The organism is Hymenobacter siberiensis (assembly GCF_018967865.2).
GTDB classification, from domain to species: Bacteria; Bacteroidota; Bacteroidia; order Cytophagales; family Hymenobacteraceae; genus Hymenobacter; species Hymenobacter siberiensis.
Genome location: NZ_JAHLZY020000001.1, coordinates 2,044,451 through 2,058,811, shown reverse-complemented (window position 1 = coordinate 2,058,811; position 14,361 = coordinate 2,044,451). Strand labels below are relative to the sequence as shown.

The 14,361-nt window shown below is 57.6% G+C and carries 15 protein-coding genes; 7 read left to right on the top strand and 8 right to left on the bottom strand.

All coding sequences use genetic code 11. The annotated features are described in order from the left end of the window. Positions 1-154 precede the first annotated feature (154 nt). On the bottom strand, positions 155-349 hold the full coding sequence (locus tag KQ659_RS09110) for a cold-shock protein (protein ID WP_168673032.1): 195 nt from the start codon (positions 347-349) through the stop codon (positions 155-157). Positions 350-505: 156 nt separating this feature from the next. Here KQ659_RS09110 and KQ659_RS09105 point away from each other — a divergent pair, with 156 nt between their 5' ends. Beyond that, positions 506-925, top strand: coding sequence for an acyl-CoA thioesterase (locus KQ659_RS09105; protein WP_216689077.1), 420 nt, complete (start codon positions 506-508; stop codon positions 923-925). Here the strand turns inward: KQ659_RS09105 and KQ659_RS09100 are convergent. Continuing rightward, positions 922-1,362 (bottom strand): hypothetical protein, encoded by a 441-nt coding sequence (locus tag KQ659_RS09100; RefSeq protein WP_216689078.1) that lies wholly within the window; start codon positions 1,360-1,362, stop codon positions 922-924. The two genes, KQ659_RS09105 and KQ659_RS09100, sit on opposite strands and share 4 nt — an antisense overlap. 45 nt (positions 1,363-1,407) lie before the next feature. On the opposite strand from KQ659_RS09100, the gene KQ659_RS09095 reads away from it, so the two are divergent. After that, on the top strand, positions 1,408-4,938 hold the full coding sequence (locus KQ659_RS09095; RefSeq protein ID WP_216689079.1) for a UvrD-helicase domain-containing protein: 3,531 nt from the start codon (positions 1,408-1,410) through the stop codon (positions 4,936-4,938). Positions 4,939-4,942: 4 nt separating this feature from the next. On the opposite strand, the gene KQ659_RS09090 is transcribed toward KQ659_RS09095, so the two are convergent. From KQ659_RS09090 to KQ659_RS09080, 3 genes are all read right to left on the bottom strand, one after another. Continuing rightward, positions 4,943-5,479, bottom strand: coding sequence for a hypothetical protein (locus KQ659_RS09090; RefSeq protein WP_216689080.1), 537 nt, complete (start codon positions 5,477-5,479; stop codon positions 4,943-4,945). 72 nt (positions 5,480-5,551) lie between these two features. Next, entirely contained in the window at positions 5,552-5,971 is a 420-nt protein-coding gene (locus KQ659_RS09085) for a transposase family protein (protein ID WP_216680677.1), read from the bottom strand. Further along, the gene (locus KQ659_RS09080; RefSeq protein ID WP_216680531.1) at positions 5,959-6,450 is read right to left on the bottom strand and encodes a transposase family protein; all 492 of its coding nucleotides are present in this window, start codon (positions 6,448-6,450) and stop codon (positions 5,959-5,961) included. The genes KQ659_RS09085 and KQ659_RS09080 overlap by 13 nt, the downstream gene beginning before the upstream one ends. 549 nt (positions 6,451-6,999) lie before the next feature. Here KQ659_RS09080 and KQ659_RS09075 point away from each other — a divergent pair. From KQ659_RS09075 to KQ659_RS09065, 3 genes are all read left to right on the top strand, one after another. After that, a complete protein-coding gene (locus KQ659_RS09075) occupies positions 7,000-8,322 on the top strand; it encodes a leucine-rich repeat-containing protein kinase family protein (RefSeq protein WP_216689081.1) in 1,323 nt (440 codons plus the stop codon). Positions 8,323-8,456: 134 nt separating this feature from the next. Continuing rightward, positions 8,457-8,948: a transposase family protein gene (locus tag KQ659_RS09070; protein WP_216680531.1), complete on the top strand. Its 492-nt coding sequence runs from the start codon at positions 8,457-8,459 to the stop codon at positions 8,946-8,948. Beyond that, on the top strand, positions 8,936-9,355 hold the full coding sequence (locus KQ659_RS09065) for a transposase family protein (protein WP_216680677.1): 420 nt from the start codon (positions 8,936-8,938) through the stop codon (positions 9,353-9,355). The genes KQ659_RS09070 and KQ659_RS09065 overlap by 13 nt, the downstream gene beginning before the upstream one ends. A 22-nt stretch (positions 9,356-9,377) precedes the next feature. Here the strand turns inward: KQ659_RS09065 and KQ659_RS09060 are convergent, their stop codons facing one another. Both KQ659_RS09060 and KQ659_RS09055 read right to left on the bottom strand, forming a co-directional pair. Beyond that, positions 9,378-10,565: a hypothetical protein gene (locus KQ659_RS09060; RefSeq protein WP_216689082.1), complete on the bottom strand. Its 1,188-nt coding sequence runs from the start codon at positions 10,563-10,565 to the stop codon at positions 9,378-9,380. Beyond that, entirely contained in the window at positions 10,565-11,488 is a 924-nt protein-coding gene (locus KQ659_RS09055; protein WP_216689083.1) for an alpha/beta hydrolase, read from the bottom strand. Before KQ659_RS09055 ends, KQ659_RS09060 begins: the two co-directional genes overlap by 1 nt. Before the next feature lie 140 nt (positions 11,489-11,628). Here KQ659_RS09055 and KQ659_RS09050 point away from each other — a divergent pair, with 140 nt between their 5' ends. Both KQ659_RS09050 and KQ659_RS09045 read left to right on the top strand, forming a co-directional pair. Further along, a complete protein-coding gene (locus KQ659_RS09050; RefSeq protein ID WP_216689084.1) occupies positions 11,629-12,450 on the top strand; it encodes a transporter in 822 nt (273 codons plus the stop codon). 137 nt (positions 12,451-12,587) lie between these two features. Next, a complete protein-coding gene (locus tag KQ659_RS09045) occupies positions 12,588-12,998 on the top strand; it encodes an META domain-containing protein (RefSeq protein ID WP_216689085.1) in 411 nt (136 codons plus the stop codon). A gap of 3 nt (positions 12,999-13,001) precedes the next feature. Here the strand turns inward: KQ659_RS09045 and KQ659_RS09040 are convergent, their stop codons facing one another. After that, positions 13,002-14,354: a M20/M25/M40 family metallo-hydrolase gene (locus KQ659_RS09040; RefSeq protein ID WP_216689086.1), complete on the bottom strand. Its 1,353-nt coding sequence runs from the start codon at positions 14,352-14,354 to the stop codon at positions 13,002-13,004. Between the last annotated feature and the right edge of the window lie 7 nt (positions 14,355-14,361).

The following is a 14,361-nucleotide window of genomic DNA, read 5'->3' as shown; positions in this document are numbered from 1 at the left end:
CACTAATCCTTTTAACGATTGAGTCACTACCACACGCGAGATGCTTCGGCTACGCTCAGCATGACGTTCTGGATTTGTTCAATGTCACCAAACGGGCATAAAAAAAGCCCGCCAGGAGGCGGGCTTTCTTATTAAGAACAAAGCTAGGACAGGACTAAACCAGCGTCACTTTCACAGCGTTCGGGCCTTTTTTGCCCTGAGCCACTTCGAATTGAACTTTGTCATTTTCGCGAATCGAGCTTACTTGCAAGTCGCTGATGTGTACGAAAATGTCATCGCCAGTTTCGTCGTTTTTGATGAAACCAAAGCCTTTGGTCTCATTAAAGAATTTTACCGTTCCGGTGGGCATGGTGGTTGTGTTGTGGGTTTCCCTAAGCTTTTGGGCCACCGTGGCTTGGTTTCTTAGGTTGCATCAAAGATAGGCATAATTTCCAAATGACCAAGTCCATAGGTATTTTTTTTCAATGAATGTCGACCTTTGCGCGCTCCCCTATATACATACAGTATGCCCGACGCGCCCGCCCACGCTTTTTCGCACGATTTTCAAGTTCCGACCAGTGCCATTGATGCGCTGGGCCACGCCAATAATGTCGAATACGTGCGCTGGGTACAGGATGTGGCCGGCGCGCACTGGCTGAGCATTTGCCCCGCCGAGCTGCACGACCAGATTATTTGGGTAGTGCGCGAACATCGCATCCGCTACCTGCAATCGGCCTTCGCGGGCGAGACGCTGCGGGCCAGCACCTGGGTGGGCGAAACCAGCGGGGCCACGTCGCTGCGCTACACCCGCCTCACCCGCGCCGCCGATGGCGTGCTGCTGTGCGAGGCGGAAACGACTTGGGTACTACTCGACCCCAAGAGCGGCAGGCCAGTACGTGTAACGGCAGAGATGGTGAGTTGGCTGACCGTTTCGACAAATCCTTAACTGCTCTCCCACGGGTCACTGAAATCTTTCCAGTTACTCCAATTTGCCTTGAGTGAGTCTGTGATTATTGGTCCAATGAACATGACCGTATTTTCATGAGAAAAGTAGATTGCCCATTCTCCTTTCTCATCGAAATATATTTTCTCAATCCCAGAATATTCTTCTAATTCATTAATATTGATTTTTTCATCCTCTTCAGTTTCAGTGATGACATTCAATCTATCGAATCCAAGTTGGGTTATTAATGCAACAAGCTTTTCGATACCGAATTTTTCAAGGAAAACGTCCTCTTCGAAATATTCCGAATTAAGCGGCTTAGGGTCGTGCAGTGGATACCAATAGAAATGCTCAAACCCCAAGTTATTACGCAGCATTTCTCTACCCTGAACATTCTTGGAATATTTCTTATCATCAGCAAACAGCCCGAAAATCGACATATTTAGTTTGATTTTGTACAGTTCAATTCACAACGTGCTTTCTTAATGCCTCCCTCCTTCCGCATCTACTCCTCTTCGGCCGGCTCCGGCAAGACGTACCAATTAACGAAAGAATACCTGCTGCTGGCGCTGGGGGCCGACGACCCGGCGTATTTCAAGCGGGTGCTGGCCATTACGTTTACCAACGATGCGGCGGGGGAAATGAAGCACCGCATTGTGGATGCGCTGCGGGATTTTGCCTACCCCAGGGAGGGCAAAACAGATACGCTGCTGGCCGACATTGCGGCCGAACTGAAGCTGCCGGCGGCGGAGGTGCGGCGGCGGGCGGCAGCCACGTTCCGGCTGGTGCTGTACCACTATGCCGATTTTGGGGTGAGCACGATTGACTCGTTTGTGCAGCGGATTGTGACGGCGTTTACCCGGGAGCTGGGCTTGCCGGCCACGTTTGAGGTAGAGCTGGATACGGACAGCGTGCTGCAAAGCGCGGTGGCCGCGCTGCTGGACAAGGTGAACCGCGACCCGAACAGCAAGCTACTGTCGCAGACGCTGGCGGAATATGCGCTGGGGCAGGCCGAGGAGGGCAAAAGCTGGAGCCGCCTGCCCGAGGAGCTGGCGGGGTTTGGCCGGGTGCTATTTAATGAGACGGTGCAGGAGGCGGTGGCGCAACTGGACAAGCTGAGCCTAGCCGATTTCCGGCGGCTGGACAAGGAAATCCGGACGCGGCGGGGGGAGATTGAGGCGGCATTTGCGCAGACGCAGGAGGTGGGCGCGGCAATTCTGGAGCAGGCCGATGTGAGCGTGGATGACCTTTATTACGGCAAAAGCGGCATCGGCCAGTACGTGCAGAAGGGCGTGGCGCTGCTGCAGGCCGACGCGGGGCCGAACAGCTACGTGCGCAAAACGCTGGCCGAGGATAAATGGCACGGCGGGAAAATTAAATCGCCCGCCGACAAAGCCCGCGTAGATGCGGTGCGCGAGCCGCTGACGGCGCTGGTAACCACGCTGGACAAAATGCGGGCCGAATACCTGCCGAATTACACGTTGCTGGCAGCAATGCAGCCGTATTTATTTCACGCTTCGCTGCTGAGTGAATTAAATAAAATAGTGGAACAAATCAGCCGCGAGCGCAACGTGGTGTTGATTTCGGAATTTAACCGGCGCATTGCCAGCATTGTGCTAACGGAACCGGTGCCATTTTTATACGAGCGGCTGGGCGAGAAATACGAGCATATTCTGATTGACGAGTTTCAGGATACGTCGGTCTTGCAATGGAATAACCTGCTGCCGCTGGTGGAAAATACACTGGCGAATGGGCACAGCAGCCTGGCGGTAGGCGATGCCAAGCAGGCTATTTACCGCTGGCGTGGGGGCGAGATGGAGCAGATTCTGCGGTTGCATCAGGGCAACACGGAGGCGCTGGCGGCGCGGGCCCGGGAACCGGAGATGCGCGAGCTGCTGCGGGGGCGGTATGCGTCTTTCGCGGGCAAGCTAGATGCGAAGGCCTTGCAGGTAAATTACCGGTCGGCGCGGGAGATTATTGCGTTTAACAACTCGTTTTTTGAGGCGGTAAGCGCGCGGCACGAGGCGCTGGGGCTGGTGACGGGGATTTATGATGCGCATTTTGGGCAGGAGGCGCCCGGAGCCGCGCCCACGTCAACCTCACCCCCTGACCCCCTCTCCAAAAAAGAGGGGGCACCGGCTCGTGAGGACGATTCCGCTGGAAGCATTTCCGGTGCCCCCTCTCTTTTGGAGAGGGGGTCAGGGGGTGAGGTTCCGGCGGGGGGCGTGAGCGGGCATGTGGAGCTATTATTCACCCAAAAGGACGCCCCGGCCCTCATCTATGACCCGAGCACCGGCATCTATACCACCTCGCCCCTCCCCGGCCACGCCCCGGAGGCGCTGCTGGGCTACGACGAAAGCACCTGCTACCTCACCCTGCAGTTGGTGGAACAGGTCCTGCGCGACGGGTATGAGCTCCAGGATATATCGGTACTGTGCCGCACGCGCTACGCCAGTAAAATTATTGCCAAGTTCCTGAAAGAGCGGGGCTATGCCATTATTTCGGCCGATTCGCTGGCGCTGGAATTTGCGGAGGTGGTGAACCTGCTGGTGAGTATTTTGCGGGTGCTGCATCAGCCGGCCGACACGCTGGCGCGGGCCGAAGCCCTGCTGCTGGTGGATAAGGTGGTGCGCGGGCTGGCCCCCACGCCGGCGCGCGCCCGGCACATTGCCACGGTGGCGAATGCGGCGGGCGGCACGTCGTTTTTTGATGAGCTGCGCGAGCTGGGCTACGATGTGAACGAGAAGGAAACCGGCAACCTCGGCCTCTATGAGCTTGCCGAGCGGCTGCTGAACTTGTTCGGGCTGCTGGGGCGGAATGGGGAGAGCGAGTACCTGTTCCGCTTCCTGGATTTGACGCTGGAATACAGCCTGAAATTCGGCAACAATTTGGGCAATTTCCTCACGCACTGGGAGGAACGCAAGGGGCGAGTTAGCATCAACGCGCCGGGCGGGCGGGCGGCTATTACCATCACCACGGTGCACAAAGCCAAGGGCCTGGCGTATGGGGTGGTGATTGTGCCGTTTGCCGACTGGAGCCTGGAGCCGCACCGGGGCACCCTGCTCTGGGGCCATCTCGAAACCGACCAAAAGCCGCTGGAAAATATGCCCGAAGTAGCAGTGGTGCGCCTAAGCCAGACCATGCAGCAAACAGCTCTGGGAACGCAGTACGACGAGGAGCGCGAAAAAACCTTTCTCGAAGGGCTAAATACGCTGTACGTGGCCCTCACCCGGCCGCGCCACCGCCTCTACATCATCAGCAAAAAACCTGAGGACAAGAAAAGCGCCAAGACGACGGAAGAAACCGACGCAGCGGCCCCCATGGCCGCCGCCCGCACCGTGGCCGACCTGCTGCATGGCTACCTGCTGGGCCGGGGCGAATGGCAAGATGAGCAAGTATCCTTTGTAGTATCACAAGGCACCCCAGCCATCCAAAAACCTAATAGCAAACAACTAACAACTAACAATTACAACTTAACGAACCTCGCCGCCGCGCCCTGGGAAGACCGCCTGAAGCTGCGCCGCCACGCCACCACGCTCTTCGATTTTGACGAACAAAAGGCCCAGGGCGAGTGGGACCGCAAGCTGCACTTTGCCCTGCGCCGCCTGCTCACGGCGGCCGATGTGGACCGGGTAGCCGGCCAGCTCGTGGCCGAAGGCATCCTGAGCGCCAAAGAGCGGCCCGCGCTGGTGGCTAGTCTGGAACGGCTGGTGACTGACCCACGCCTGGCCCCCTACTTCGCCCCGCACCTGAGCGTGGAAACGGAGCGCGAAATCCTGGTGGGCGGCGTGAAGCTGCGCGACTACAAGCCCGACCGCGTGGTGCTCGAACCCTCCCTCGAAGCCCACCACCGCCTCGGCGGCCGCGTCACGCTGCTCGATTTCCGCCTGCCCCCGCCGCAGGAGAAACACCAGCGGCTGCTGCGGAATTATGCCACACTATTCGAGCAATTGGGGTACGCGGAAGTGCGCGGGGTTATCTATTACTTCGGGACGGGGGAAGTGGTGGAGGTATGAGGGGTTAAGCTGCGAAAAACTCCTTATTTACTGCATCTCCCCAGCCATGGAATTCCGAAAATTCCGACCTTTCAAACCGAGCTAAATCAGGTAATGGCAATTGTGATTCATTCATCAAATCAATTACACTCATTGTTTCATCAAATGTGCCTTTGCTGTAACCAGTAGTACCTGCATACAAATTATCAAAGCCAATATCTGCAACTGTATCTATCATTGTGACCAATGTTTCTGGGAGAGACAGGTACATCTTCTCATACGCTTTGGACTGCGAATGTTTCAAAAAAGAGACGTTTTCGAATTTCTCGCTGGCGCTACTATTTAAGACAATAATTGGTAAAAATCCTTTAATCTCATACTCCCATTTATCTAATGAGTTGGATGAAACAAACTCCCACATCTTTTCCAAAAGCCCTTTCACCAAAGTATCATCTTGCAGATTCAGGTGTTCGAAATATATTTCCAGACAAGTAATACCAAAGGCTACCCGCCCTCGGATTGAAGTTTCTTTCAGTCGGTCAGCAATTGTTAGGTGTTGCATATTTTTCAAATATCACAAGAAACGACCCTTCAAAAATGGGCAAAGAATACTAGACTTGTTGCGAGCTATTAATCACAGATTTAAGCTGAAATTCCACAAGCCCGCACACACTCCCAGCACGTCATTGTACAGGTTCAAATTATGCAAACGTAATCGGTCTTCCAAAATTCGATAACGTTTCAATCCGCCAATGCTATGCTCTACGGTAATTCGTTCACTTGCTTGTTTTGTATTTATTTCTCGTTGTTCATCGGTGAGTTCTTTCCCTTTCGGCTTTTTGATAGGAATAAAAACTTTCCGGCAAACGTAGTCTTTCGCGAAGCCCAAAAACCCCAGGTCCAACCGCACCTTGAACTTTTTAAACCACTCTTTATCAACTGGTAAAATGCTTTTTAGCACACTGTAGTCGTGGTGTCTTCCGCCGTAACAACGGCTGATAAAACCAATCCAGCGGATGGTCGTTGAAATAACTATCTCTTTTACGGCGTGCATTTTTTTTTACCGCTATAGTAGTCTTTTTGCATCTCTTTATTTCCTGGTCGTTGCTTGCGTTGCTCCGTTCCATCGACCAATAACGTCTCGTGTTCCTGAAAATAGGCTTCAAATTCGGCCACTGTCGTAAATTCCCGCTTTGGCGCATGCCCGGTTTGCTCCAGCGCTTCTTGGAGCACCGTAATGCCTAATTCCTGGTTGCGTTTCGCGTTGGAACCGTCCATCCCACTGACCAATCCCAACAAATCATACGTCAAGTTTGCTTTGAAGCTGAATAGGGTGAAAAGCAGTAATTCTTCTTCTGTTTTAAGGGCTACTTCATACGGCGCAAAAGCCCCACGTTCAATCATATCTGTTCCATTCAACCGAAAATACGCCTGCTTAAAATGCGCCAAAAGCTGCGCAAAACGCTCCGCCGTGAGTCCCGTGGCAGCACGCCATTTACGCGAAGTAGTGAGGTTTTTTACGGAAAAGTTCATGTTCTAAATTTAAGTACAGTTTGTCGAAAATTCCGCACTTCACTCACTTCGCAACAAGTCTACTACATCAAATGTCAGAAGCTCGATACCCAAGCAACTCGGCAGTTTCTTGAGCAGCGCTTTATTGTATCGGTGACAGAAGACGGAAGTTTTGAGCTTTCTCTACAAAACGCGAAAGCAGAGCCCGCAGATAATTGGGCACCCGTAATGGTCAGTTTGGAGCCGGAGGGAATTTATTTCATCAACAATTTGGCTTCTCCATTGCAAGCGGCAAGCATTTTCATGCAGCTGATAGACTTTCTTTTGTCGAAAGCGGAAGCAATTACGATAACTGAGCCTTAATCCCTGCAGACGCGCGCCAGCGGGTGGCGCTGCTCTTTCGGAGTTGTACTCCGGAAGCCGAACTGCTGGGGGCTTGCAGCCCCCAATAGAGGCCTAGGCAGCCTTCGCAGCGGAGGGAGCTGCAAGCCCCCGACAGGCCCGCTTTCGGAGTTACACTCCGAAAGAGCAATGCACTGATGACGGGTAAACCGACCGACCTTTGCCCCCATGCACACCCTTGCCCAACTGCGCGCCGGCCAGCTCCACGGCGTTACCCGCCTCGACCTCGCCGAAGGCCTCACCGAATTTCCCCGCGAAATCTTCGCCCTCGCCGATACGCTCGAAGTCCTCAACCTTACCGGCAACGCCCTTTCGGCGCTGCCCGACGACCTCGGGCGACTGCACAAATTGCAGGTGCTTTTCTGCTCCGATAACCAGTTTACCGAAGTGCCCGCCGTGCTGGGCCAATGCCCCCGGCTGAGCATGGTGGGCTTCAAGGCCAACCGGATACGCACGCTGCCGGCGGCGGCTCTCACTCCGGCCCTGCGCTGGCTCATCCTTACTGATAATCAGCTGGAGGAATTGCCCGCCGAAATTGGTAATTGCCAGCACCTGCAAAAGCTGATGCTGGCGGGAAACCGCCTCACCGCACTGCCCAAAGCCCTGGCCCGGTGCACCAATCTGGAGCTGCTGCGCATTGCCGCCAATGAGCTGCGGGAACTACCGCAGTGGCTGCTGGCCCTGCCGCGCCTCTCATGGCTGGCCTACGCGGGCAACCCCTTTAGCGCGGTGGCCGAAGCCCGCGTGGAAGCGCAGCAGCGCATCGGCCCCATTGCCTGGGACACGCTGGCGGTGGAAGAAAAGCTGGGTGAAGGGGCCTCCGGCGTCATTTACCGCGCTAGTTGGACGCGGCCCAACGTGGGAGACACGGAAGTGGCCGTGAAGCTATTCAAGGGTGCGGTGACCAGCGACGGCCTCCCCCACTGCGAAATGCTGGCCTGCATCGCGGCCGGGGCCCACCCCAACCTGATTGCGGTGGAAGGCAAAGTGAGCGGGCACCCTACCGGGGCCGAAGGCCTGGTACTGGAGCTGATTGACGACGTGTTTGGCAACCTGGCCGGGCCGCCCAGCCTGGCCACCTGCACCCGCGACGTGTACAAGCCAGGTACTGCATTCAGCCTGGAAGCGGCCCTCAACATCGCGCAGGGCATTGCGGCTTCCGCCGGGCACCTGCACGCAAAGGGCATCATGCACGGCGATTTATACGCTCACAATATTCTGAATACGGCCGAAGGAAATGCCTTGCTGGGCGATTTCGGCGCGGCCAGCTTCTTTAATTTCGAGGACATTGCTACTGCCCAGGCCTTGCAGCGGTTGGAGGTGCGGGCCTTCGGCTGCCTGCTGGAAGAATTATTGACGCATTGTGATGAGGCTGATAAAGCTCCGGCAGCGGTCGCGGCGCTCTGGGACTTGCAGCGGCGCTGCGGGCAGCCGGAAACGGGGGCGCGGCCGTTGTTTGGGGAGATAGAAAAGGTGCTGGCTGGGTTGTAGCGCGGACTTTTAGTCCGCGAGTGGATGGCGCACACGCGGACTACACACGCGGACTAAAAGTCCGCGCTACATTAGACTTGTTGCGAAGTGAGTGAAGTGCGGAATTTTCGACAAACTGTACTTAAATTTAGAACATGAACTTTTCCGTAAAAAACCTCACTACTTCGCGTAAATGGCGTGCTGCCACGGGACTCACGGCGGAGCGTTTTGCGCAGCTTTTGGCGCATTTTAAGCAGGCGTATTTTCGGTTGAATGGAACAGATATGATTGAACGTGGGGCTTTTGCGCCGTATGAAGTAGCCCTTAAAACAGAAGAAGAATTACTGCTTTTCACCCTATTCAGCTTCAAAGCAAACTTGACGTATGATTTGTTGGGATTGGTCAGTGGGATGGACGGTTCCAACGCGAAACGCAACCAGGAATTAGGCATTACGGTGCTCCAAGAAGCGCTGGAGCAAACCGGGCATGCGCCAAAGCGGGAATTTACGACAGTGGCCGAATTTGAAGCCTATTTTCAGGAACACGAGACGTTATTGGTCGATGGAACGGAGCAACGCAAGCAACGACCAGGAAATAAAGAGATGCAAAAAGACTACTATAGCGGTAAAAAAAAATGCACGCCGTAAAAGAGATAGTTATTTCAACGACCATCCGCTGGATTGGTTTTATCAGCCGTTGTTACGGCGGAAGACACCACGACTACAGTGTGCTAAAAAGCATTTTACCAGTTGATAAAGAGTGGTTTAAAAAGTTCAAGGTGCGGTTGGACCTGGGGTTTTTGGGCTTCGCGAAAGACTACGTTTGCCGGAAAGTTTTTATTCCTATCAAAAAGCCGAAAGGGAAAGAACTCACCGATGAACAACGAGAAATAAATACAAAACAAGCAAGTGAACGAATTACCGTAGAGCATAGCATTGGCGGATTGAAACGTTATCGAATTTTGGAAGACCGATTACGTTTGCATAATTTGAACCTGTACAATGACGTGCTGGGAGTGTGTGCGGGCTTGTGGAATTTCAGCTTAAATCTGTGATTAATAGCTCGCAACAAGTCTATTACTCTGCCAGGCGCTGGTAGCGGATGCGCGGCTGCACGCTGCTGGTGTCCACGTAGAAGGCGAAGGTGGTTTCGGCGCTATTTATTTCAAAGCGCACTTCGGCCAGCCGTTTGGGCGGGGTGAAGCGCGGCATGGCGGCGAAGCGCATTTCGACGGGCACGCCCGTGCCGCTCAGCGGCAGCAGGTAGAGGCCACGTTTGTCATCGAGCAAATACTGCGTGGCTGTGGCCCGTAGCTGGAAGCTGGGGATGGTGTAGCCCATTTCCTCGTAGAAGCCGTGGTAGTGGAAGCGGCGCAGCACGCGCCCGGTCCGGATATTGCGCACGAAGGCATTGGGGGCGCGCAGCTGCTGCACGGTAGGCGTGCGGCCGTAGCCCTCCAGGCCATCGGCAAAGCGGATGAGGTGCGCCTTGCCAGGCGCATACACCACCAGCACAGTACTATCGCTAAGAAAAGAAGCCCCCACCAGTTCGGCATCGGGCCGCTCCAGGCGCATGGGCGGGCGGCCGGGCCGCAGCAGCTCCGAGGCCGTGAGCAGGGCCCAGCCATCGGGCGAGAGCGCGGGCTCGCACTCGGGGCCGCCGCCGGGGCCCCGGCCTTCGCTCAGGCGCAGCACGTTGCCGGCCAGGTCCAGCAGCAGCACTACCTGGCCGCCCACGTCGCTGTCGGGCACCATAAAATCGAGGGTGAAAACCAGCGCGCCCAGCGGCCGGCTGTAGCCCAGAAACTGCGGCAGGTAGGCTTCGCTCTCGGTCACGACATCAATCCCGGCCTTTTTGAAAAAAGCGGCTTTGCGCAGCTTACGGCTGAAAATCTGACGGCCGGTTTTCTCACGCAGCGTCACGGTATAGTACCCTTCGAAGCCGCGCACCCGCCGGGGGTGGCCGGGGGTTTCCTCGTAGGTGGCCGTGAGGCGGTGGGTCGAGTCGGTTTCGGCGGCCAGCAGCAGGTGGTAGGGCTGGCCGTTGAGCAGCACAATCGTATCGGCGGCAGCGGGCAGCGCCCAGCCGGGAATTTCGGGCGGCGGCTTGGGTTTGGCCACGGGCGGCAGGGCGGCGGGCGGCGGTTCCGGCGCAGGCGCGACTACCACGCTGGGCATCGCCCGCGCATCCGACCTGGTAGAATGAAGTTTCTGCTCGCAGCCCGCCAGCAGTGCCAGCAGCCCAACGGCAACGATATTGCGCATTATTTTGAGAGCCAACCGTTGGCGTCGAGCCAGTTGCGTAGGCGGTCGGTCCAGAGGTCTTTGGTGGTTTTATTGTTGAGGCCAAAGCCGTGGCCGCCCTTGGGGTAGAGGTGCATTTCGGCTGGCACGCCGTGGCGTAGGCAGGCCTGGTAAAACACGATGCTGTTGTTGACGGGCACCGTTTTGTCGTCCTCGGCGTGCACCAGGAAGGTGGGCGGCGTCTGGGCCGTCACCTGCAGCTCGTTGGAATACTGCCGGATTTGCTCGGCCGAAGGCGTTTTACCCAGCAAATTATCCCGCGACGCCGGGTGCCGGAGCGTATCGCTGAAACTGATGACCGGGTACATGAGCACCAGAAACGCGGGCCGCACCGAGGTCGGCCCCACATTATCGCCCACCGGCTTGGCAAACTGGGTGCCCGCCCACGCCGCCAGATGCCCACCCGCCGAAAAGCCCATCAGGCCAATGCGCTCGGGGTTGATGCTGTATTTGACGGCTTGCTGGCGCACGAGGCGTAGCGCCTGCTGGGCATCGAGCAGCGGGGCGATAGACTTATCGGGCTGGCTTTGGTCGTTGGGCAAGCGGTATTTCAGCACGAAGGCCGTCACGCCGAACTCATTCAGCCGCTTGGCTACATCGTAGCCCTCACTGTCGATGGATAGCCGGGCATAGCCGCCGCCGGGGCAAATGATGACTGCCGTGCCGTTGGCCGTGCCCGCCGCCGGCAAAAAAGCCGTGAGGCTGGGCTGCACCACGTTGGAAATTCGCACGCCGCCGTTGGCCAGCGTAATGCTGGTTTCCTGCACCGCACTGGGCTGCGAATCGGGCACGGTGCCCGTGTAAATCGGGAAAGTCTGCTGCGCAAACAAAGGCCCGGCGGCCAGCAGAAGTCCCACAAAGGCAATAGTAGCGGTTATTTTCATACGTCGAAGTATTCTACGCAAAAGTACGTCATGCAGCCATATGGTGGCATTATTAAACAAGCTCGTGGTACTATCGGAAGAAATTTATGTAAGCGCAACCCGATTTGAATTATTCCGTAGCCCCGGAGGTCTTTATGGCCATGCGCAAGACCACTCTGCTGGCCGCAGCCGCCCTGCTGGGCAGCCCCGGCCTCACCCTGGCCCAGAACACGCCGGACGAAAACAACCCCAATGTGGATGCCCCGTTCGTGCGCAACATTCGCGCCGACCGGCCCGGCCAAACCATCACCGCCCAGGTCCTTCGCCCCGGCCGCTTTCAGCTCGAAACGGGCTTCCAGCGCCAGTTTGGCGGCGTGGGCCTGGCCCAGAGCCTGAGCGCCGCCACCCTGCGCATCGGCTTTTTCAACAGCATGGAGCTGCGCGTGAGCCAGCCCTATTTCCACAACAGCCCGGCGCGGGTGGCCGAAGCCGGCCGCGTCGATTCCAGCGGCTGGGCTCCGGTGATGGTGGGGGCCAAGTTCATGCTGTCGCCCAACTACGACACCCGTACGCAGGTAGCCATTCTGGTAGAGTCGGCGGTGCCCGGCACGGGCAGCCCGGGCCTGCGCGGCACCACTTGGGGCCCCGGCGGCCGCCTACTGGTGAGCGAGCAGCTGGGCGAGCGGTTCGGCCTCGAAGCCAACTTCGGCTTCAGCCAACGCGGCCTCACTACCAAAGACATCGAAAAAGGCCAGTTCCTGGGCACGCTGGCCCTCAATGGCCCCCTGAGCGAGAAGGCCGGCTTCTTTGTGGAAGCCTACGGCTATGGCCGCCAGGCCCTTACTACCGGCACCACGGCGGGGATGTATTTCCGTCCCATTCCGGCCATGCGCCTCGATATCACGGCCGGCCAGGCCATGAGCGGACTGGCGGCCGGCACGTCCACTATTGGGGCCGGGCTCACGTTTAAAGTGGGCAAGTAGAACCGGCGGCAAGCGCTACGCAAATAACGTTCAGCAAAAGGCCTGCGTAGTAACGCAGGCCTTTTTGCATAAAATCAGTCTTTCAACGCGTTTGCTATGCACCTTTCCTTTTTGCCCTTGGCCCTGCTGGCCGCCGGTTGCCAAACCCGCACCGCTGCGGAAACGGCCGCCACCACTCCCCCACCCGCCCGCGCCGCGCCCGACGCACCACTGCGCGAAACGCACTGGGTAGCCAGCTGGCTGGCCAGCCCATCACCGTGCCAGCCGATACCAGGGAGCCTTACCTGCTACTCCGCGCCGATGGCACGGCCGAGGACAATGGCAGCTGCAACCGCTTCCGGGGCAGTTTTTTCAGCGAAAATCCCAGTGAGCTGAAATTCACGCCGCTGATGAGTACACGGATGACCTGCCCGGCGATTGACACGGAAAATGCCTTTACCCGCGCCCTGGGGCAGGCCAGCACTTACCGCATCAGCGGCGATACGCTGCGGATGCTGGATGCCACCGGGGCGGCCGTAGTCCGGCTGGAGGCCGTGTACCTGCGGTAGCCGCTACTTGCCGCTGGTGCTTTCGGGCGCAATGCGGGTGGGCGTTTGCCGGCCCGAAGCGAGGCCGGAGGCGCTTTGCGCGATGGCCTGAATGACGGCCGTCATGTTCTGCAAATTGAGGCTTTCCACTTCGTCATCAACGGAATGGTAGAGCTTGTCGGTCGGAATCTGGTCGGTGCTGATGCTGTGGGCGGGCACGCCCAGGCGGGCGAGGGTGGCGTTATCGGAGCGGTAGAACAGGTTCTGCTCGGGGTACGGGTCGGGCTCGAAGCGGAACTTGCTGCCGGCCAGGTTGGCTTGCAGCAGCGGGCCGAAATCGGAACGGTCGTAGCCAGTGATGAAAGCGGTGTTGGGGCCGAATTTGGCTTCCTTGCCAATCATCTCAATGTTGAACATGGCCGTCACCTGCTGCGGGTCGAGCTGCTTCGAGAAGAATTGTGAGCCGAAGCCGCCCACTTCCTCGGCCGCGAAGGCCACGAACATGAGCGGGCGGGCGTTGTCGTTTTTCTTCTTGAAATACTCGGCCAGCGCTACTACGGCGGTGGTGCCGCTGGCATCGTCGTCGGCCCCGTTGGCAATGGAATCGCCTTCGGCCGAAGACTTCACGATGCCTAGATGGTCGTAGTGGCCCGAAAAAACCACGTTTTCTTTGCTGCGCTGCGGGTCGCGGCCGGGCAGCACGCCCACCACGTTGCGAAGCTCAATGGGCTGCCCGACAGTGCTGGCGGTGATGCGATAAGTGAGGGTTGAGGGCCTGGCTCCCAGCACGTACACGGTAGAATATGGCCCCGCCTGCTCCGGGCTTATTTTGGGGCGCGCCGCGTATTGGGCAATTTGGCCGAATAGTTTGGTGTGAGCGGTATCAACAAAAACAAGCGTATTGGCAGTAGGCCGCCGAAGCGCGAGCAGCTTGCACCGCTCCGTCTGGTCCGGCCCTATTGTTACGACTGCAACGGGCGTAGCGTCATCACTCGTCCAGCTCAGGGCCGGCGCGCCGGAAATAACCGCCACTTGGGTTGGCGGCAAGGCTTTCTCATTGAGCACGGCCGTGGCTGCGCCGGGCTTGGTCTGGTACACCTTAAACGTTTGCTCGAAGCCGTTGAGGCCCGGCAGCGGCTGCAGACCAATGCGCGCAAACTCGCCGGCCAGAAACTGCGCCGCCCGCAGGCCGCCGGGCTGGCCGGTGCCGCGCCCCTGCATATCGTCCGAAGCGAGCGTGCGCATGACGCGGCTTACCGTGGCGGCCGAAACTTCGGTTTCGGCCGCCCGGCCGGGCTTCACTTTAACTTTGAATTTGGATTGCGCGGCTACGGGCAGCGCCGCCAGCAGGCAGCCGGCGAGAAGCAGGTTTTTCAAGGCAAAA